The organism is Oscillibacter sp. GMB15532, assembly GCF_041020825.1.
Classification (GTDB): Bacteria; Bacillota; Clostridia; order Oscillospirales; family Oscillospiraceae; genus Oscillibacter.
This window is the reverse complement of the sequence record NZ_JBEVTO010000004.1, coordinates 64,704-83,335: the sequence shown is the minus strand read 5'-3', so window position 1 is coordinate 83,335 and position 18,632 is coordinate 64,704. Positions and strand designations below refer to the sequence as shown.

General features: G+C 59.2%; 20 protein-coding genes. 13 read left to right on the top strand and 7 right to left on the bottom strand.

Annotated elements, in window-relative coordinates; translation table 11 throughout:
- Nucleotides 1-150 precede the first annotated feature (150 nt).
- The 7 genes from ABVS15_RS06130 to ABVS15_RS06100 all read right to left on the bottom strand — a co-directional run bounded on the left by ABVS15_RS06130 (nt 151) and on the right by ABVS15_RS06100 (nt 5,658).
- Complete coding sequence (locus ABVS15_RS06130) at nt 151-723, bottom strand: ATP-binding cassette domain-containing protein (RefSeq protein ID WP_369282861.1); 573 nt, start codon at nt 721-723, stop codon at nt 151-153.
- Nucleotides 720-1,436, bottom strand: coding sequence for an ABC transporter permease (locus tag ABVS15_RS06125; RefSeq protein WP_369282860.1), 717 nt, complete (start codon nt 1,434-1,436; stop codon nt 720-722). Before ABVS15_RS06125 ends, ABVS15_RS06130 begins: the two co-directional genes overlap by 4 nt.
- Nucleotides 1,437-1,521: 85 nt before the next feature.
- On the bottom strand, nt 1,522-2,544 hold the full coding sequence (locus tag ABVS15_RS06120; RefSeq protein WP_369282859.1) for an ABC transporter substrate-binding protein: 1,023 nt from the start codon (nt 2,542-2,544) through the stop codon (nt 1,522-1,524).
- Nucleotides 2,545-2,559: 15 nt separating this feature from the next.
- The gene (locus tag ABVS15_RS06115; protein WP_369282858.1) at nt 2,560-2,826 is read right to left on the bottom strand and encodes a TM1266 family iron-only hydrogenase system putative regulator; all 267 of its coding nucleotides are present in this window, start codon (nt 2,824-2,826) and stop codon (nt 2,560-2,562) included.
- Nucleotides 2,827-3,062: 236 nt separating this feature from the next.
- The gene (gene malQ / locus ABVS15_RS06110; protein WP_369282857.1) at nt 3,063-4,538 is read right to left on the bottom strand and encodes a 4-alpha-glucanotransferase; all 1,476 of its coding nucleotides are present in this window, start codon (nt 4,536-4,538) and stop codon (nt 3,063-3,065) included.
- A gap of 71 nt (nt 4,539-4,609) precedes the next feature.
- Nucleotides 4,610-5,299 (bottom strand): LrgB family protein, encoded by a 690-nt coding sequence (locus ABVS15_RS06105; protein ID WP_369282856.1) that lies wholly within the window; start codon nt 5,297-5,299, stop codon nt 4,610-4,612.
- Entirely contained in the window at nt 5,296-5,658 is a 363-nt protein-coding gene (locus tag ABVS15_RS06100) for a CidA/LrgA family protein (RefSeq protein WP_369282855.1), read from the bottom strand. Before ABVS15_RS06100 ends, ABVS15_RS06105 begins: the two co-directional genes overlap by 4 nt.
- A gap of 288 nt (nt 5,659-5,946) precedes the next feature.
- On the opposite strand from ABVS15_RS06100, the gene ABVS15_RS06095 reads away from it, so the two are divergent.
- From ABVS15_RS06095 to ABVS15_RS06035, 13 genes are all read left to right on the top strand, one after another.
- Complete coding sequence (locus ABVS15_RS06095; protein WP_369282854.1) at nt 5,947-6,543, top strand: zinc dependent phospholipase C family protein; 597 nt, start codon at nt 5,947-5,949, stop codon at nt 6,541-6,543.
- A 311-nt stretch (nt 6,544-6,854) separates the two neighbouring features.
- Nucleotides 6,855-7,868 (top strand): 3-deoxy-7-phosphoheptulonate synthase, encoded by a 1,014-nt coding sequence (gene aroF, locus ABVS15_RS06090; RefSeq protein ID WP_369282853.1) that lies wholly within the window; start codon nt 6,855-6,857, stop codon nt 7,866-7,868.
- A 5-nt stretch (nt 7,869-7,873) separates the two neighbouring features.
- Nucleotides 7,874-8,710 carry a prephenate dehydrogenase gene (locus tag ABVS15_RS06085; protein ID WP_369282852.1) on the top strand — a complete coding sequence of 279 codons (837 nt, stop codon included), beginning with the start codon at nt 7,874-7,876 and terminating at the stop codon, nt 8,708-8,710.
- A gap of 94 nt (nt 8,711-8,804) precedes the next feature.
- On the top strand, nt 8,805-9,878 hold the full coding sequence (aroB, locus tag ABVS15_RS06080) for a 3-dehydroquinate synthase (protein WP_369282851.1): 1,074 nt from the start codon (nt 8,805-8,807) through the stop codon (nt 9,876-9,878).
- Between the two features lies 1 nt (nt 9,879).
- The gene (aroA, locus tag ABVS15_RS06075) at nt 9,880-11,103 is read left to right on the top strand and encodes a 3-phosphoshikimate 1-carboxyvinyltransferase (RefSeq protein ID WP_369282850.1); all 1,224 of its coding nucleotides are present in this window, start codon (nt 9,880-9,882) and stop codon (nt 11,101-11,103) included.
- A complete protein-coding gene (aroC, locus tag ABVS15_RS06070; RefSeq protein WP_369282849.1) occupies nt 11,093-12,172 on the top strand; it encodes a chorismate synthase in 1,080 nt (359 codons plus the stop codon). The genes aroA and aroC overlap by 11 nt, the downstream gene beginning before the upstream one ends.
- A gap of 16 nt (nt 12,173-12,188) precedes the next feature.
- Nucleotides 12,189-13,325, top strand: coding sequence for a bifunctional chorismate mutase/prephenate dehydratase (locus ABVS15_RS06065; RefSeq protein ID WP_369282848.1), 1,137 nt, complete (start codon nt 12,189-12,191; stop codon nt 13,323-13,325).
- Nucleotides 13,326-13,328: 3 nt separating this feature from the next.
- The gene (locus tag ABVS15_RS06060; protein WP_369282847.1) at nt 13,329-14,579 is read left to right on the top strand and encodes a shikimate kinase; all 1,251 of its coding nucleotides are present in this window, start codon (nt 13,329-13,331) and stop codon (nt 14,577-14,579) included.
- Nucleotides 14,551-14,976, top strand: a complete 426-nt coding sequence (aroQ, locus tag ABVS15_RS06055) for a type II 3-dehydroquinate dehydratase (protein ID WP_369282846.1) — start codon at nt 14,551-14,553, stop codon at nt 14,974-14,976. Before ABVS15_RS06060 ends, aroQ begins: the two co-directional genes overlap by 29 nt.
- A 450-nt stretch (nt 14,977-15,426) precedes the next feature.
- Nucleotides 15,427-15,981 carry an HD domain-containing protein gene (locus ABVS15_RS06050; protein ID WP_369282845.1) on the top strand — a complete coding sequence of 185 codons (555 nt, stop codon included), beginning with the start codon at nt 15,427-15,429 and terminating at the stop codon, nt 15,979-15,981.
- 1 nt (nt 15,982) lies between these two features.
- Complete coding sequence (locus ABVS15_RS06045) at nt 15,983-17,011, top strand: Ldh family oxidoreductase (RefSeq protein WP_369282844.1); 1,029 nt, start codon at nt 15,983-15,985, stop codon at nt 17,009-17,011.
- Between the two features lie 66 nt (nt 17,012-17,077).
- Complete coding sequence (locus tag ABVS15_RS06040; protein WP_369282843.1) at nt 17,078-18,100, top strand: tripartite tricarboxylate transporter substrate binding protein; 1,023 nt, start codon at nt 17,078-17,080, stop codon at nt 18,098-18,100.
- Nucleotides 18,101-18,187: 87 nt separating this feature from the next.
- Nucleotides 18,188-18,622, top strand: a complete 435-nt coding sequence (locus ABVS15_RS06035; protein ID WP_369282842.1) for a tripartite tricarboxylate transporter TctB family protein — start codon at nt 18,188-18,190, stop codon at nt 18,620-18,622.
- Nucleotides 18,623-18,632 lie beyond the last annotated feature (10 nt).

Below are 18,632 nucleotides of genomic sequence, written 5' to 3'. Positions count from 1 at the left end.
GCCTCGGAGAGAAACTTCTTACCCGGAGGAAACTGCGGCGGAGCGGCTTTTTTATGTGAGATTTTCATTTCCGCCGGAGGGGTCTTTCTGTCCCGCAGGTACGCATCTCCCCTATGGCAGGAGATTCCGTCTTTGAAAAATCGCGCCTGATTACTCCAGTTTCACAGTCCTCGCGTCCAGCCCCACCGCGTCCTCGGAATTGTGCGTCACCACCAGCACCGTCTTCCCCGCCGTCCGGCGGCGGATGCAGTCGATGGCGCGTTTGCGGTTTTCGCCGTCCAGCCCGGTAAACGGTTCGTCCAGCGCCAGGAAGTCAAAGGGGGCGCTCAATGCCCGGGCCAGCGCCAAACGGCGCTTCATTCCGCCGGAATACTCCCCGGCGGCCTTGCCGCCCGCATCTCCCAGCCCCAGTTCGCCCAGCAGCACCGCCGCCTGTGTTTCATCATAGTCCCTGCCCAGAACAAAGCAGAGATTTCCCGCCGCGTCCAGCCGGTCCAGCAGCCGGTCTTCCTGAAACACGGCAGACAGGCGGGCCGCCTCAAGCCCCGTGACAAAGCCGCTGCCCGGCTGCTCCAATCCAAGAAGAATCCGCACCAGCGTAGTTTTCCCCGCGCCGGAGGGCGCCGCCAGGCAGGTGACGCCGGGTTCCAGCGTCAGGCTTACGTTTTGCAATACCCGCGCATCTCCGTAGGATTTGGAAACGTCCCGGATTTCCACCGTCATCCCTTCACCCTCCTTGCGTCAATCCTGTCCAGAAGCCGGAGCACCAGCCGCTCAAACAGCATGGAAAGGGCCACAATCACAGCCGTCCATGCAAACAGCTCCGGCGTTTCAAAATAGACCTTTGCGTTGTACAGCTTCTCCCCCACCGACCCGGCGGGAAGCCCGATTACCTCCGCCGCCACGCCGGACTTCCAGCAAAGCCCCAGTCCCAACGCGCAGGCGGAGCGAAACCACGGCAAAATCTGCGGCAGGTAAATATCCCGCAGCCGCCGGGAAGCAGGAACGCGAAACACCCGCGCCATTTCAAGAAGTGCCGTGTCCGTGCGGTCCACGCCCTCCAGCACATTTAAGTATACCGTGGGAAACACCATCAGCGCGGAGATAAACAGGGATAACTGCCGGGAGGGAAGCCACACCAGCGCCAGAATGATGAAGGACACCACCGGCACCGCCTTCACGGCCGCGACAAACGGCCACAGCAGCGCCCGGATAAAGCCAAACCGCGCGGACAGGCCCGCCAAAAGCGTTCCCAGCCCGCAGGCCAGCGCAAATCCGCCCAGAATCCGGGCAGCGGACCAGACCACGGAGCGCCAGAAGCCTGTCGTAATTCCCAGCCGGGCAAGGCACACCAGCACCTCCGCCGGGGACGGCAGCAGCAGCCGCTCTCCCAGCGCCATGGCCCCCCCCTGCCACACCGCCAGCCAGAAAATCACAGCCCAGACCCGTCCGCCCCTTTCTTGGGGGCGGACGGATGTTTCTCCGTGCCCCCGAAGGGAGTCCACGGTCTTCGCAGCGCGCTTACGCGCCGAAATAAAACGCATCTTCCGGAAGCGCGCCGCCTACGGACTGGAGATTCTGCTCCAGCAAGGCGGCAAGATAGCCCGAAAGCTTCTCCTTCATCTCCCCGCCGGTGATGCACACGATGTTGCAATAGGGCAGTGCTTTTTCCGCCACCGCCGCGTCCACAATGCCGTAGGACCCGATCAGCTCCGCCGCTTCGGAAACATTTTCGTTTGCCCAGTCAACAGACGCGGCGTATTCCTGCAAAAACGCCTTCACCGCGCCCGGATTTTCCTCTACCACATCCTTGCGAGCCACGATGACCCCGGTGACAAGGCCGCTGCCGTCATCCGCCAGCTTGTTCCACTCTTCATTCAGGTCCAGCGCCACCCGCAGACCCTCCACCTTGGTCTGGGCCACGGTAACAAAGGGCTGGGGCAGCAGCGCCACCGTTGCCGCACCGGAGGCCAGCGCCGCCACGCTTTCGCTGTGCTCGGATTTCCAGTCGACAATCACGTCTCCGTCAAGGCTTTCCCCGTTTTTATCCAGCAGATACCGCAGGGCCTGCTCCGGGCTTGCGCCCTTCCCCGCCGATACAATGGTCATGCCTTTCAGATCGTCAAGGGACTGCACCGCATTGCCCTTTTCCACAATATAGAGCACGCCCAGCGTGTTCACCGCCAAGGTCACAATTTCCCCCTCGGTCTTTTGATACAGCACTGCCGCCAGATTCGCCGGGACGCAGGCCATGTCCAGTTCCCCCTGAATCAGCTTCGGGGACACCTCGTCAGGAGACGCAGCCAGAGAAAAGGTATAGTCGTTGGCAAGCTCTTCGCCGCTTTCCGCATCGTTCATCAGCTTTACAAGGCCCATGGCGGTAGGACCTTTCAGTGCGGCAATGGAATAGGCGGCAGGCTCCGCCGCCTGAGAAGACGCCGCACCCGAAGACCCCGCTGAGTTCGCGCCCGTTTCCCCGCAGGCCGCCAGTCCCAGCAACAGAACGGCGGACAGCAGCAGTCCAAAAAGCTTTGTTTGTTTCATTGGTTTTGCTCCTTTTTATTCAATATTTCCCGGCTCTTCCACCGGTGCGTATACGGTTTTGACGGTGACGCCCTTCAATCTTCCGATTTTTCCCGTCAGGGCGGACGTAACCGCCTGAGGCGCGTCCACCGCCACGGAGATGATATTCACTCCCCGTTTAGGATAGGGTACGCCCATACGCCCCACTACATACTCCCCAAATTCGTGGAGCAGACCGTTCAGCGCCTCCACGGAGTCCGGGTCCCGAACCAAAATGGCAACCACCGCCACGCGGCTCTCCAAAAAACCAGCTCCTTTCCAATATGCGTGCCGCCTTACCAGACAGAAAAAATCCCCTCCGCCAAAGACGGAGGGGAGAACGCACGACGACGGCGCGCGGAAATCCGCGCGCGTTTTCCTCCGTCTTCCGGCTTGGAACGTATCCTCGCCGCTCAGATGAAAAAATTATTCTATCCGGTAGACGGTCAGAACGTATCTTTCCGTTTACAGCCACAGCATATCACGCTTTTTTCTTCCCGTCAACAGGGACGAGACGGGCATCGGCCCGCGTCTTCGGTCATTTGGAGAACCTCGTCCGCAAGCGCGTCGGAGGCCTCGCCGGGGCCAAGCCGCCAGCGCCAGTTTCCCGTCCCCGTCCCGGGGACATTGACCCGGCCCGAGTCCCCCAGATAGTCCTGCATCTGGGCAATAAAGGTATTCGCCACGCTGGCCTGCCCCGCCAGCAGAAGTCTGCGGTTCAGGTCCTCCCTGCTCTGCGCACCCAAATACCGCTTGGCGTAGGCCAGCTCTTCTTCACTTGGCTCCCATCCGGCGAGGGGCGCGTTGTCATGGGTTCCGGTGTAAAGGACGCACCCGGGGACGCAGTTGTGGGGCAGATAGCGGTTATCCGGACCGGAAAATGCAAATTCCAGCACGCGCATCCCCGGAAGGCCAGATTCCGCCAGCAGGGTTTCCACATCCGGGGTCAAAATCCCCAAATCCTCCGCCACAAACCGAAGCTGGGGAAACCAGCTCGTGAAAACGCCCACCAGCGCCATCCCCGGTCCCGGTTCCCAATGCCCTTCTCTGGCGGAGGCAGCTCCGGCAGGGACAACCCAATAGCTTGCCAGCGCCCGAAAATGGTCGATTCGAATGGCGTCAAACAGCTCCCCGGCCCGCTCCACACGGCGAATCCACCAGCCGAAGCCGTCGGCGTGCATGTGAGCCCAGTCGTACAGCGGGTTGCCCCAAAGCTGGCCCTCGACGGAAAAATAGTCCGGCGGAACCCCCGCAACGGCGGCAGGGCGGCCCTCTCCGTCCAGCAAAAACTGCTCCCGCTCCGCCCACACGTCGGCGGAGTCCAGGGACACGTAAATGGGGAGATCGCCAAGGATTTTCACTCCCAGCCCATTAGCAAAGGACTTCAGGGCGCTCCACTGCTCCGAAAACACCTGCTGGACCCAGATTTGATAGTCACAATCCTCCCGGTGCATTTCTCGCCAGCGGGCAATGGCCAACCCTTCGTGGCGGCGCAGACCCTCCTCCGGCCACTCGTACCACGGAAGCCTCCCCAGCGCATCCTTCACGGATTGATACACCGCGTAGTCCTCCAGCCACGGCTGATGGGCGGCGAACTCCGCTGTCTTTTCCCGTCCAGCCCCATCCCGGGAGAAAGCCAGACGCAGCAAGCGACTGCGGTCCCCATTCACGGCGGGATAGTCCACCGCTTTCTCGTCTCCCCGGACGGCAGAAGCCAATTCCTCCGCTGTCAGCAGTCCCTCCCCCGCCAGCAACTCCAGATCAATGAACGCGGGGTTCCCGGCGTGGGCAGAGGCACTTTGATAGGGAGAGTCCCCGTTCCCCGCCGGACCCACGGGCAGAATCTGCCACCAGGACTGGCCCGCGCGGTGGAGAAACCGCACAAATTCCCGGGCGCTTTCGCCCAGAGATCCCACACCGTAGGGCGAGGGCAGGGAAAAAATCGGCAGCAGAATGCCTGCGGTGCGCTGCGGCATGAAGCATTCCTCGCTTTCTTTTCAAATCCACCGGTTTTTGCGGTGGCCATACTTCGCCCAAGCGCGCTGCTTCAGGGCAGCAGGCCGAACAGCAGCGACAAAAGGGACGTAATCAACCCGCAAAGGCCGATGGCAAGGCCGCTCATGGCTCCCTCTGTCTCCCCGATTTCCAGCGCCTTGGCGGTGCCCACCGCATGGCTGCACGCGCCGATGCCCAGCCCCGCCGCCATCGGATTACGCACGCGGAACACCCGGATCAACAGCGGCGCTATGAGATTTCCCAAAATGCCGGTGACCACCACCGCCGCTGCCGCCACGGGGACAAGGCCTCCGTTCCCCTCTGCCACCGCAGCGGCAATGGGCATGGTAACGGACTTTGGCAGCAGGGACATTATCATCTCCCGGTTCAGCCCGAACAGGTGGGAAAGCCCGTAGATACAGACAATCGAGGTCACTGCTCCCGCAGTACACCCCGCCAGAACCGGCAGCCAATATTTTTTCAAAAGCTCCTTTTTCGTGTAGATGGAAACCGCCAGACAGGCCGTGGCGGGCCCAAGGAACAGATTGATGAGGCTGCCGCCCACATAATAGTTTTCATAAGGTATGTGAAACACCGACAGCGTGAGAACCACCATTGTTACGGCAATCAGCATCCCGTTGCAGTAGGCCTTGTTTACTTTTTTCTGAATGGACATGCCCACCCAATAGGCGGCAATGCTCAGCGTCACACCAAAAAACGGAGACGCGGTCAACTCCATCATTTCCCGTTCCTCCTGTCAATCAGCTTCATAGTCAGCGTCACGGCCCAGACAGTGGCGGCAAAGGTGGCGACCAGGCTCACCACGCAAATCACCACAAAGGCCACGCCGTTTGCAAGGATCACATCTTTATATTGCATGATGCCCGTAGCCACAGGAATAAAAAAGAAGGGCAGGTTCCCCAGCAGAAAATCAGACTTTTCCTGCACATGGTCCACCCGCACCACCCCCACCAGCAGCAGCGCCAGCAGCAGTACCAGCGCGATCACACTGGCGGGAAAGGTGATGGGCAGCAGCTTTTCAATCAACACGCCCGCCCAGCACAGGCCGAACAAAATGCCCACCTGCTTTAATATCTTCATTCTCTTGTCCTCTCTGTTCTTTATCGCAATGAATTTATCATACAGCCGTGCCCACAAAAAAGTCAAACAAAACCCTGCCCCCTGCTCCATTTTCAGCAAACGGCACAGCCTGCGGCCTTCTCAGGCCGGCGCTTCGTAACTTTTGACACAGTACGGGCCGCGGCGCACCCGTTGTTTACACGTTTTTCATATTTTTACACTTGCAATTTCGGCAGTTGCCGTGATATAGTAAAGACACTTTTCAGAGGGTGCGGCTCACTGCCGCAGTCCCCCGATCGGAGGTGCTCTTTGCAAAAACGCAGCCACAAGCTTCTGGCCGCAAGTCTTCTGGAATCGCGGAACGGATTTCAGCGCAGGCGCTTTGAGCTTGCCTTTCTGTTCGGCTCCTTCCAGCCGGACTGCAACCCCCTCTCCTATATCAAGGGCTCCATCCGCAGCCACAAGCTGCGCGGACATAATTATACGAATTCGGACCTGTATATTGCCCGCCGTATTGTCCGTCTTCAGCGCCGCGAAAAAAGCTGGACCTGCTGGCAGTATTACACGCTGGGAAAGCTCACCCACTATCTGGCGGACGCGTTTACCTATCCCCATAACGAGCACTATCCCGACTCCCTTCTGGAGCACCACCGGTACGAGGATGCGCTGCGGGAATATCTGTGTGCCTATCTGAGTGAGGAGGGCCTTGGCTCCGCGCTTTCCGCCGGATGCGAGCTGAACGGCTGTTTACAAGAGCTTCACCGCCAGTACATGGACCGGGAATCGGACCTTGGCCGCGACGTGCGCTACATTACGCAGGCCACAACCCTTCTGATGACCAGCGTTCCGCCCCAGCCCATTCCGGAAATCCGCGCTTTGCCACAGCCTGTCCCGGCCCAAATTTGATTAATCCGTCAAATGGCCGCAGATATTTTATATTTGTTTGGTTATTTTACCTCTGTTCTTTTTGCGAAGAGCGTGGTATGCTTTCAGTAATTTAAAGTGTGACAACAAGGAGACAATCAATGTCTATACGTGCTCTCACAGCCGAATACCGCTACTTTAGCTTTACCTACTTTTATGGTAAGGCTTATTTTGGTTGGGCTGAAAACGAGTGTATGTGTGACTGATATTGTCGGAACCGTATCAGTACATAAACGACCCGCAGCCTAATCGGCTGCGGGTCTTTTTTGTACCAATTTAAGGAGGAAACCATCATGATCGTCATTCTGAAAAGCAATCCCAACCGCGAACAGCTGGAGAATCTCATTAGCTGGCTTCAGGATAAAGGCATCACCATCCACACCAGCCTTGGCGAGTCCCACACCATTCTGGGCCTGGTGGGCGACACCTCCCGGCTGGACATCGACCTTCTCTCGGCATTGGATATCGTAGAGGATGTAAAGCGGGTGCAGGAGCCCTACAAAAACGCAAACCGAAAATTCCATCCCGAGGACACCGTGGTAAAGGTGGGCAACACGCAAATCGGCGGCGGCACCCTGACCATTATGGCCGGTCCCTGCTCCGTGGAAAGCGAAGAGCAGGTCATTGCCATCGCCCGGGCCGTAAAAGCCAGCGGCGCCACCATGCTCCGGGGCGGCGCGTTCAAGCCCCGCACCTCTCCCTACTCCTTCCAGGGCCTTGGAGCGGACGGCCTGGAAATTTTAAAGGCCGCCCGTGAGGAAACAGACCTGCCCATCGTCTCCGAGCTGATGGACATTTCCCAGATTCCTTTGTTCGAGGATGTGGACGTGATTCAGATTGGCGCACGGAACATGCAGAATTTCAACCTGCTCAAGGAGGTTGGAAAGCTGGACAAACCCATTATGATCAAGCGCGGCATGTCCGCCACCTATGAAGAATGGCTGATGAGCGCCGAATACGTGATGGCCAGCGGCAACCAGAACGTGATTCTCTGCGAGCGGGGCGTGCGCACCTTCGAGTCTTACACCCGCAACACGCTGGATTTGGCCTGTATTCCCGTGCTGCGCAAGCTTTCCCATCTGCCCATCATCATCGACCCCAGCCATGCCACCGGCAAGAGCTGGCTGGTGCCCACCCTTGCCGTGGGCGCGGTGGCCACCGGGGCGGACGGCCTTTTGATTGAGGTGCACAACGACCCCGCCCACGCTCTGTGCGACGGGGCCCAGTCCCTCAAGCCGGACACCTTTGACGTGCTGGCCCGGAAGCTGCACAAAATGCACGCCTTCTGCGCCGAGCTGGAGGGCTGAGCCTCATGAACGTCGGAATCATTGGGCTGGGGCTGATGGGCGGCTCCATGGCCAAAAGCATTAAGGCCCGCACGGCCCACAACGTCTGGGGGCTGGATACGGATTCGGAGACAATGACCCTTGCCCGTCTTTGCGGCGCGATTGACGGGACGCTGACGGAGGAAAAGATTCCCCAATGCGATTTGCTTCTGGCCGCCGTCCGCCCCGGTGCGGCGGTGGCGTGGGTGGAAGCCCACGCAGAGCACATCTCCAAATCCGCCATTCTAGTAGACCTTTGCGGCGTGAAGCGGGCGGTTGTGGGTAAAATCGCGCCTCTTGCGGAAAAATACGAATTCGCCTATATCGGCGGACACCCCATGGCAGGGCTGGAGCGGGGCGGCTTCGTAAATTCTTCCGACCGGCTGTACGACGGGGCCTCTATGATTCTCACTCCCGACAAGCGGACAGATATGCAGCTTTTGGAGACACTGAAAGCCTTTTTTCTGGACGTGGGCTTTGCCAGCCTCACTTTTTCCGACCCCGACGAGCACGACCGCATCATCGCCTACACCTCCCAGCTTGCCCATATCGCCTCCAGCGCCTATATCAAGTCTCCGGAGGCCCAGAAGCGGCGGGGCTTTTCCGCAGGCAGCTTCCGGGACATGACCCGCGTTGCCCGGCTGGACGAGGCCATGTGGACCGAGCTGTTCATGGACAATGCCGATTACCTCACCGAGGAGCTGGATATTCTCATCGGGCATCTGAATGACTATCTGGGCGCGCTGAAAAGCCGGGATGCGGACCAGCTTGCGCACCTGCTGCGGGAGGGCCGGGACTTGAAAGCCACCGCCGGTGGGAACTGAGCCTGAGCCTGTCCCGCTTCAGTCCGCTGAAAAATCTGACGGCGCGGCTCTACCTTTTTTACAGGGGAACCGCCCAGCCCCATGGGAGGACGCTATGGAATCCACTATCCAAACCATTTTGGTAAATACCAAGCCAAAATACACCGTGTCTATCGGCCCGGGCCTTCTGGCCCAATGCGGCGAGCTGGCCGCAGGGGTGCTGACCCCCTGCCGCGCCGCCATTGTCACAGACAGCACCGTGGCGAAACTCTACCTTGCCCGGGTGGAGGAATATTTTCAGGCGGCGGGCTTTTCCGTCTGCGCCCACGTTTTCCCCGCCGGGGAAGAACACAAAAACCTCTCCACCCTCTCGGAAATTCTGGAATTTCTGGCCGGGGAGCAGCTCACCCGCAGCGACTGCGTGGTGGCTCTTGGAGGCGGTGTGTGCGGCGACATGGCGGGCTTTGCCGCCGGATGCTATCTCCGGGGCGTGAAGTTTATCCAGCTGCCCACCACATTTCTTTCAGCGGTAGATTCCTCCGTGGGGGGCAAAACCGCCGTGGACCTGCGCCACGGAAAAAATCTGGCGGGACTGTTTCTCCAGCCCTCCGCCGTGGTGTGCGACACCGACTGCCTGCAAACCCTCTCCCCCACCGAACTGGCGGACGGGGCGGCGGAGGCAATTAAAACCGGCGTACTCTCCGGCGAGGCGTTGTTCAGCCTGACGGATACGGACGATCTTTTCAGAAACCTGAAGGAAATTATTACCCGGTGTGTGGCGTTCAAGGCCACCGTGGTGGAACAGGATGAACTGGATAACGGTGTGCGCCGCACGCTGAATCTGGGCCACACCGCCGGGCACGCCATCGAGGCATGCAGTAATTACGGCATTCGCCACGGGCACGCCGTGGCGGCGGGCCTTGCCATCATCGCCCGTGCCTCCGAGGCTCTTGGCTGGGCGGAGGAGCCCTGCGCGGCGCGCATTTGCGCCGCCCTACAGCGAAATAATCTACCCACCGGGACGGACTATTCCCCCGCCGCGCTGGCCCGGGCGGCTCTTGCGGACAAAAAGCGCCGGGGCGGAGAGATTTCTCTGGTCATCCCTCAAAAAATCGGCAAATGCGAGATGAAATCCGTTCCCGTGGAGGAACTGGAGTCCATTTTCGCCGCCGGATGGGAGAATTGCTGAAATGGATATGCATATTACCCCAGCCCTTCTGCGCGGCACGGTTACGCCGCCCCCCAGCAAGTCCATGGCCCACCGTCTGCTGATTTCCGCGGCTTTGGCGGAGGGCACCAGCGTGATTCGCAACGTGGCCCTGTCCCAGGATATCGAGGCCACCCTCCGCTGCATGGAGGCGCTTGGCTGCTCATGGGAACAGGCCGGGTCCTCCTCTCTCCGCATCCACGGCTGCGGCCCGATTGTCCCCACCGATGGGACCCCCCGCTTTGACTGCGGGGAATCCGGCTCCACCCTCCGCTTTTTCATTCCCATTGCGCTTGCCATGACCGGGGGCGGCGTGTTTACCGGCAGAGGACGGCTGATGGAGCGGCCCCAAGCGCCGTATTTCGATCTGTTTGACGAAAAGGGTATTTTTTATTCTCTGCAAGACGGTGTCTTAACCGTCGGGGGGACTTTGGAGAGCGGGGAGTACCGCCTTCCCGGCGACGTCTCCAGCCAATTTTTCACTGGGCTGCTGTTCGCCCTGCCCCTGTTGAAGGAGGACAGCGTAATTGTCTCCACCACAAAGCCAGAATCCGCAGATTACATTGCCATGACTGTGCAGGCCCTGCGCGCCGCCGGAATCCGCGTGCTCAGCCAGCCCACCCAGCGGCGTTGGACAGTCTCCTCCGGACGGTTTCACTCCTTTGACGCCACGGTGGAGTCCGACTGGTCCCAGGCCGCCTTCTGGTACGCGGCAAACGTCTTGGGCAGTACCCTGCGGCTTGAGGGGCTGGACCCCAAATCCTCTCAGGGCGACCGGGTCGCGGCGGAATACGCCGCACAGCTTTCCCAGCCCGGCGATGTGGAGATCGATGTGTCCGGCTGCCCCGATCTGGTGCCGCCGCTGGCGGTCATGGCAGCGGTGAGGCAGGGAACCTGCCGATTTACCAACGCCGCCCGCCTTCGCCTGAAGGAGAGCGACCGGCTGAAAACCACCGCTGCCCTGCTCCGCGCCCTTGGGGGCGATGCAGCGGAAGGAGCGGACAGTCTCACGATTCAAGGCGTTCCCCGACTTTCCGGGGGCACGGTGGACGGAGCGGGCGACCATCGCATCGTCATGGCCGCGGCCATTGCCGCCACGCGCTGTGCCGGGCCCGTCACCATTCTGGGAGCGGAGGCAGTGAACAAATCCTACCCCTCATTTTTCGAGGATTATTCGGCTCTGGGAGGTGACGCACATGTCGTCTGAATTTGGAAACCGCCTGCACGTAAGCATTTTCGGCCAGTCCCACGGAAAAGCCATCGGCGTGGTGGCGGATGGTCTTCCCGCTGGGGAGCGAGTGGATTTGGAGGAGCTTGCCCGCTTTCTGGCCCGGAGACGGCCCGGACAAAACGCCCTTTCCACCTCCCGGCAGGAGACAGACGTTCCCGAATTTCTCTCTGGCTTACAGGACGGCATGACCTGCGGCGCTCCCCTTTGCGCCGTGATTCAAAATCGAGATCAGCACTCCTCAGACTATGCGGCTCTTGCGAATACACCCCGTCCCGGCCACGCGGACTATACCGCATGGGTCAAATGGGCCGGTCATGCGGATATGCGGGGCGGGGGCCACTTTTCGGGCCGTCTCACCGCGCCTTTATGCATCGTGGGCGGCATTGCAAAGCAGATTTTGGCCCGGCGAGGCATCTATGTTGGGGCGCATCTTTTCTCCGTAGAGGGAGAAACGGACGTTTCCTTTCCGCTTTTGCCCGCGCCGGCCCTGTTTAAAGAAATTGCCGCCAAACCCTTCCCTGTGCTGGACGACGCACGGGGTCAGCGGATGCAGGGGGCCATTATGGCTGCCGCGCAGGAGGGGGACTCCGTTGGCGGTGTAGTGGAATGCGCCGCCGTAGGCCTGCCCGCCGGGCTGGGGGAGCCGATGTTTGACGGAATGGAGAGCCGCCTTGCGGCGGTGCTGTTCGGCATTCCCGCCGTGAAGGGCGTGGAATTCGGCGCTGGATTTGAAGCGTCCGCACTCAGGGGCAGTGTAAATAACGATCCGTTCTGTATTCATGACGGGCGGGTGGAAACCACCCGCAACCGCAGCGGCGGAATTTTAGGCGGCATCACCAACGGAATGCCCCTGTCCGTGCGGGCGGCATTCAAGCCTACCCCCTCCATCTCCAAGCCGCAGCAGACCGTGGACCTTAACCGCATGGAGGAGACGGAGCTGGTCATATCGGGACGGCACGACCCTTGCGTGGCTCACCGGGCCGTCCCCGTAGTGGAGGCCGCCGTGGCCACGGTACTGCTGGACATTCTTCTGGAGCAAAATTAATAAGGAGGCCCTCAATATGGAACTTTCTGAAATTCGCGAACAAATTGACTCGGTGGATCAGGCGCTGCTGAAGCTCTTTCTCAAGCGCATGGAGCTTTCCGAATCCGTGGCCGCCGTCAAGAACGAGCAGGGACTGCCTATCTCTAACCGCACGAGAGAACGGGAAATCCTTGCCCGGATAATGGCGGAGGCAGGAGACAAGGAGCGCTACGCCCATCAGCTGTTCACCACGCTGTTCCACCTCTCCCGCGCCCGACAGGCGGAGCTGCTCAGCGCGCCGACACAGGTGGCGGCGCAGGTGCGCGCGTCCCTTGCGGCGGGAGCTGAGATCTTTCCCCAGACGGGTCTTGTGGCCTGTCAGGGCATGGAGGGTGCCAACTCTCAGGCCGCCTGTGACCACCTGCTGCCCCGGGGCACCATCGTCTATGTAAAGAGCTTTGAAGCGGTGGTTTCCGCCGTGGAGTCCGGCCTGTGCCGGTTCGGCGTACTGCCCATTGAAAACAGCTCCAATGGCTCCGTCCGGGCGGTGTACGATTTACTCCAGCGCCGTCGGCTGTCCATTGTGCGCAGCACCCGCCTGTGCATCCGCCACGAGCTGCTGGGCCTTCCGGGCGCGAAAACCGACGAGCTGACGGAAATCTATTCCCACCCGCAGGCCCTGGGCCAATGTGGCCATTTTCTGGAGAGCCTTTCCGGCGTGCGGGTGATTCCCTGCGACAACACCGCCACCGCCGCCAAGCTGGTGGCAGAGCGGAAGGACCCCCATGTGGCGGCCCTGTCCTCCCACGCCTGTGCGGAGCTGTACAGCCTGAGCGTTTTGAACGAGGACGTGCAGGACAGCGAAAATAACTACACCCGCTTCATCTGCATCGCCAAGGACCCCGCCATTTACGCCGGGGCCGACCGCATCAGCCTGATTATTGCCTGCGAGAACAAGCCCGGCGCGCTGTACGACATTCTCTCCAAGCCCGCCACCCTTGGCGTCAACATGACGAAGCTTGAGAGCTGTCCCGTGACGGGCCGGAACTTTGAGTTCATCTTTTTCATCGAGCTGGAGGCCTCGGTCAAGGACCCCGCAGTGCTCCCCATGCTGGAGGAGATTGAGCGGAGCAGCCAGAGCTTCCACTTCCTTGGCAACTATTCGGAAGTGTAAGCCATGTCCGAGAGGATTTACGGCTTACTTGGCCGGACGCTGTGCCATAGCTGGTCCGTCCCCATCCATGCGGCAGCGGGCAATGGGGCTTATCGCCTCATTGAGCTGGAACCCCATGAGCTGCCCGGCTTTCTCTCCCGTCCCGATATCGGCGGCCTAAACGTCACCATTCCCTACAAACGGGACGTGATGCCCCTGTGCGACGTGATTGACCCCGCGGCCCGGGAAATTGGCAGCGTGAACACCATCGTCCGCCGGGATGGGAAGCTGTACGCATGGAACACGGACATCACCGGCTTTTTATACATGGCCGACCTTGCAGGGGTAGAGCTGAAGGGCCGCAAGGTGGTCATCCTCGGCGGCGGGGGAACTTCCCTCACCGCGCAGGCCGCCGCCCGGGCCGCCGGAGCGCGGGAGATTGCAGTTATCACCCGGAGCGGCCCAAGCAACTATGAAACCCTCAGCCACCACGCCGACGGGGAAATCGTGATAAACACCACGCCTGTTGGCATGTATCCCAACACCGGCGCAGCCCCTGTAAACCTGGAAAGGTTTTCCGCCTGCCAGGGCGTGCTGGATGTGGTGTATAACCCCCGCAGGACTGCCCTTTTGCTTCAGGCGGAGGCGCTGGGCCTTCCCTGCTCCGACGGACTGCCCATGCTGGTGGCGCAGGCCATCGCAGCGGAGGAACTTTTCTTCAACCAGCGCATTGATCCTGCCGAAAATCGGCGAATTTTGGCCCTGCTGCGCCAAAGAATGGAAAACATGGTCCTCATCGGGATGCCGGGCTGCGGCAAATCCACCGTGGGCGGGGCGCTGGCAAAGTTGACAGGACGGGAAGCGGTGGACTTGGATGTGGAGATTGTAAAGTCCGCCGGGAAATCTATTCCCGCCATCTTTGCCGAGGACGGGGAGCCAGCCTTCCGTGCGCTGGAACAAACCGCAGCGGCCCGTTTTGGCGCCGAGAGCGGGAAAGTTATCATCTGCGGCGGCGGGATTGTGAAAGATGCCGAAAATTACGGACTTCTCCGCCAGAACGGCCGCATTTATCAGCTTGACCGGGCCATTGAAACGCTGCCCACGGCAGGCCGTCCCCTGTCGCAGGGCGCGGACCTTGCCGCCATGGCGGCGGAGCGGGAACCGCTATACCGCCGGTTCCGGGACATACGTATTGACAATAACGGCAGCGCGGCGGAGTCCGCCGCCGCCATCTGGAGGGATTTTTGTGCGGATTCTGATTCTCAACGGACCTAACCTGAATATGCTGGGCGTGCGTGAGCCGGAAATCTACGGCCACGAAACCTACGACGACCTTTGCTCCATGCTGCAAAAGGAGGCAGACGCACTGGGCGTTTCGCTGGAATTTTACCAGTCCAATCACGAAGGAGCACTGGTGGACGCCATCCAGCGGGCCTACGGCGTGATGGACGGCATTGTCATCAATCCCGGCGCCTATACCCATACCAGCGTGGCGCTGCTGGACGCTGTAAAGGCCGTGGGCATTCCCACGGTGGAGGTTCACATTTCTGACCCGGACACCCGGGAGCCGTTTCGCGCCGTCTCCTACATTCGCTCCGCCTGCGTCGAAACAATCAAGGGCCGGGGCATGCGGGGCTATGCGGATGCGCTACGCTTTCTCTGCGGGAAATAAGATCGAAGTACCTTCGTTCAAAGTTACCGAACACACCCCCATTCCGGAATTAGATCCCATAGAGCGATTCCGTTTATCCGAATCAGCACAGGAGTTTAAGGGCGGGTGTGCACTTCATAGACTGAGCTGTAAATCATTCAGGGTGCCCTGCCGTTTTTCGGCAGGGCACTTTTACATGTATTTTTTGAAATTTGAACATACGGCTTCCTGTACCCGCAGAGTCATAGGCCTTCGCTTACACAGGGTCCCCGCAAACCAGGCATAGTGTATAAAAAGCGGTATCATTAACAATGTTTATATTGTCAATTTTCAAAAATTTTTTTGTTAGACATTGTAGTTTGAAAGTGATAGCATGAAAAACAACCAAAAGTGCAAAGAAATCCGAATCATAATTTGCCGAATTTATAGAGAACCGAACGCAAATCTGAGAGACATACGGAGGAGGCTGAAATGGACCACGAAGGGATTAAGTCATTATTTCCCCCTTTTTTGGAAATTGCGGATGAGGGGCTGCGGGAACAATCGCTGGAAGCCATGCGTATGGCCATGGAACAGGGCGGCTGGAGTGAGGGCACGATTTCTCTGTGTCCGGTTACGCTGAACTGGAAGGATTGCGACGTCTCCTGGGTCGAGCACGTCAACGATGTCACAAACCTGTGCATCATGGAATTTGATGCGCTGCACAAATACCACGAGCGGCACGGCGTTCCGTTCAGCCGGGACATTGTGGTGGCGGGAGCACTGCTCCACGATATCGGGAAATTGACCGAATTCTCCATTCAAAACGGGACGGTGTCCCACAGTGCAAATTTCAACCTGCTGCGCCATCCCCTGTCCGGAGCGCTAATTGCAGGGAAAGCGGGTCTTCCTGACCGCATCATCCACCTGATTGCCACCCACTCCTTTGAGGGAGACAAGTCTTACCAGACGGCCGAATCAGAGTTTGTCCGTGCCATTGACATATTTGTATTCCAGTGCTCAGTCAAGGGACTGGAGAAGCTCTGAGATGAATGAGATGGCAGCACTTCCGGTGGCAGAGGTAAAGGAAAAGTCCCTGGCAATCCTTATGGGCGTGGGGGTTCCCGGTACTGACGCCGCACAGACGGTGGACGCACTGCTGGATGCAGAGCTGTGCGGCGTGGAGTCCCACGGACTAATGCGGCTAAACGCCTATGTGGAGCGGCTGGTTCAGGGAACGATTGCTCCGGCGCCTGAGATTCAGGTTACGGTCCGGGACGCCATCGCCCGGATAGACGGCGGAAACGGATTGGGGCAGGTCGTTATGACCAAAGCGGTCGATACCTGTGAGGCGCTGGCCAAAACCTTCGGCGTAGGAATCGCCTCCATCCGTCGCTCCAATCACTTCGGAACCGCAGCCTACTATGCCAGAAGCTTGGCCCGGCAAGGCTGCGTCGGGTTTGTGGCTTCCGCAGCCGGTCCCACCATGGCGCCCTTTGGCGGGATGGACCTGCTTCTTGGGACAAACCCCTTTGCAGTCGCCTTTCCGGGAAGGGAAATGACCTTCTGCGCCGATATGGCGACCAGCGCGGCGGCCAAGGGAAAGATTCGGATTTATGCCCAAAAGGGCGATGCGATTCCTCTGGGCTGGGCACTGGACGAGGATGGGCACGACACCACCGATCCTCATGCTGCAATTCGCGGAATTCTATTGCCCATGGCGGGACATAAGGGCTATGCGCTGGCGATGGTGGTGGACATGCTGTGCGCTTTGCTGTCTGGCGCAGCTCTTTCCGGCGAGAGCAGCTCTCTGTTTCGCTCCGATTGCCCTTCCGGCACCGGGCATTTTGCCGCCGCCCTTGACATTGCCCATTTCCTTTCGCCGGACGAATTTGCCGACCGGGCGCAGGAATGGTTTGACACTCTGCGCAGCAGCAGAAAGCGTCCCGGCGTTTCACGCATTTACATTCCCGGGGAGCCCGAGGCAGATTGTCTTGCGGCTTCAGGGGCAACCATTCGGATTCTGCGGCAGACAGCGGAATCGCTGGAGCAAAACTACCAAAAATACGGAGCCTGAATAAACCGGTTATATTGCAGGGGCTTCCCTTGCTTATAAAAAGCAAAAAAAGAAGAGGAGATAAACATGAAAAAGATCATTGCCTTGGCCGCAGCGGCGGCAATTTGCCTAGCGCTGTTCACAGGCTGTGGCAGCACGTCGGGCACCTCAGGGTCTTCCGGCTCTACGGGTGGAAGCAGTGCCCCCGGTGAGTGGACGCCAAACCGGAGCATCACCATGCTGGTACCCTGGAGCGCAGGGGGCGGCTCGGATCTGGCTGTCCGGACTCTGGCTCCCTATCTTGAAAAAGATCTGGGCGTCAGCATCACCGTGGTAAACTCCACCGGCGCCAATGGCTGGATTGCCTGGAACGAGCTGCTGAAGGCCGATCCCGACGGATACACCATCGCCCAGATGAACATTCCAACCGTCTATTCCGGCTATCTGGATCCCCAGCAGAATCGGGACGAAAATCTGGACAGCTTTGCGCTGGTGGCAAACGAGATCAGTGACTGGGGCTGTCTGGTGGTAAAGGCGGGAGACGCCCGTTTTACCGACACGAAGAGCTTTATTGAATACGGCATGAGCAATGAGCTGCTGGCCGGCGACAACGGCGTGGGCACCAACAAGCATCTGCTGGCGGAAAGCCTGATGAGCCAGATTGACGGATTGCAGCTGACCGAAGTTCATCAGTCCGGCTGGAGCGATACCTATGCGGCCCTGCTGGGCGGACACATCGATGTGGGCTGGGGCTCCATTGGTGAGACGCTGCAAGCCTATCAGGACGGCGAGGTGGATATCCTGTGCGTATTTGCCACGGAGCGCTCCTCCCTGCTGCCGGACGTGCCTACATTTAATGAAGAAATGCCCGAGTACAATGTGACCTCTCCCTCCGACCGCGGCTTTGCCCTGCCTGCCGGTGTGGATCAGGCTGTTTATGACCGCTGGATACAGGCTATGGACAACTGCATCAATAACCCCGAGTTTATAGCAAGAATGGCCGTTCTGGGCCAGGCCGTAAACTATTTGGGCGGGGATGAATACACCGCCTACGCCAAGGAGCAGGAAGCGCAAATGGCCACGTTCTCCGAAATTTTGGGCTGGTCTTAATCAATTACCCTTTTAAAACGGCCCCGCCGTATGAAACAAAACGGTTTATACGGCGGGGCCTTTTGTTCTGAAAAGAGGAGATAAGGCATGAAGTTAAAGAATATACACGCCGATGTTTGGATCGGAGGGGTGCTGATCGTTCTGTCCATGATCTTTTTTGCCATGGCGGGGCAATTCAGCAACCCGGATGCGGCCACGTGGCCCAAAGCGATTTTGATTGGCATTTTGATTTTGTCCGCCATGGTGGTGGTTCACGGGTTGAAGCTGACGCAGTTGAAAACAGGGCAGAGCCGCATTTTCTCCGAAGGACTCGCGGGGCCCATGCTCGCCCTTCTGGCAATTGTTCTGTATGCGGTTTTGATGAATTTCACCGGTTATTTCGTCTCCACTGCAATTTTTCTTCCCCTTGGCATGTTCTTTCTGGGACAGCGCAACTGGAAAGCAATCTTTGGCGTAACCGTAGGGCTGGAATTGTTTGTCTATATCCTGTTTGTTGTCCAGCTGCAGCTTCGTATGCCGTGATATGCGAACG

What these genes read in the sequence shown, in the direction of transcription:
- ABVS15_RS06130 (WP_369282861.1), bottom strand. Translation starts at nt 723, where the DNA reads ATGACGGTGGAAATCCGGGACGTTTCCAAATCCTACGGAGATGCGCGG.
- malQ (WP_369282857.1), bottom strand. Translation starts at nt 4,538, where the DNA reads ATGCCGCAGCGCACCGCAGGCATTCTGCTGCCGATTTTTTCCCTGCCC.
- ABVS15_RS06040 (WP_369282843.1), top strand. Translation starts at nt 17,078, where the DNA reads ATGAAAAAGATCATTGCCTTGGCCGCAGCGGCGGCAATTTGCCTAGCG.
- aroC (WP_369282849.1), top strand. Translation starts at nt 11,093, where the DNA reads ATGTCGTCTGAATTTGGAAACCGCCTGCACGTAAGCATTTTCGGCCAG.
- aroF (WP_369282853.1), top strand. Translation starts at nt 6,855, where the DNA reads ATGATCGTCATTCTGAAAAGCAATCCCAACCGCGAACAGCTGGAGAAT.
- ABVS15_RS06060 (WP_369282847.1), top strand. Translation starts at nt 13,329, where the DNA reads ATGTCCGAGAGGATTTACGGCTTACTTGGCCGGACGCTGTGCCATAGC.
- ABVS15_RS06065 (WP_369282848.1), top strand. Translation starts at nt 12,189, where the DNA reads ATGGAACTTTCTGAAATTCGCGAACAAATTGACTCGGTGGATCAGGCG.
- ABVS15_RS06105 (WP_369282856.1), bottom strand. Translation starts at nt 5,299, where the DNA reads ATGATGGAGTTGACCGCGTCTCCGTTTTTTGGTGTGACGCTGAGCATT.
- ABVS15_RS06085 (WP_369282852.1), top strand. Translation starts at nt 7,874, where the DNA reads ATGAACGTCGGAATCATTGGGCTGGGGCTGATGGGCGGCTCCATGGCC.
- ABVS15_RS06035 (WP_369282842.1), top strand. Translation starts at nt 18,188, where the DNA reads ATGAAGTTAAAGAATATACACGCCGATGTTTGGATCGGAGGGGTGCTG.
- ABVS15_RS06050 (WP_369282845.1), top strand. Translation starts at nt 15,427, where the DNA reads ATGGACCACGAAGGGATTAAGTCATTATTTCCCCCTTTTTTGGAAATT.
- aroA (WP_369282850.1), top strand. Translation starts at nt 9,880, where the DNA reads ATGGATATGCATATTACCCCAGCCCTTCTGCGCGGCACGGTTACGCCG.
- ABVS15_RS06100 (WP_369282855.1), bottom strand. Translation starts at nt 5,658, where the DNA reads ATGAAGATATTAAAGCAGGTGGGCATTTTGTTCGGCCTGTGCTGGGCG.
- ABVS15_RS06120 (WP_369282859.1), bottom strand. Translation starts at nt 2,544, where the DNA reads ATGAAACAAACAAAGCTTTTTGGACTGCTGCTGTCCGCCGTTCTGTTG.
- aroB (WP_369282851.1), top strand. Translation starts at nt 8,805, where the DNA reads ATGGAATCCACTATCCAAACCATTTTGGTAAATACCAAGCCAAAATAC.
- ABVS15_RS06045 (WP_369282844.1), top strand. Translation starts at nt 15,983, where the DNA reads ATGAATGAGATGGCAGCACTTCCGGTGGCAGAGGTAAAGGAAAAGTCC.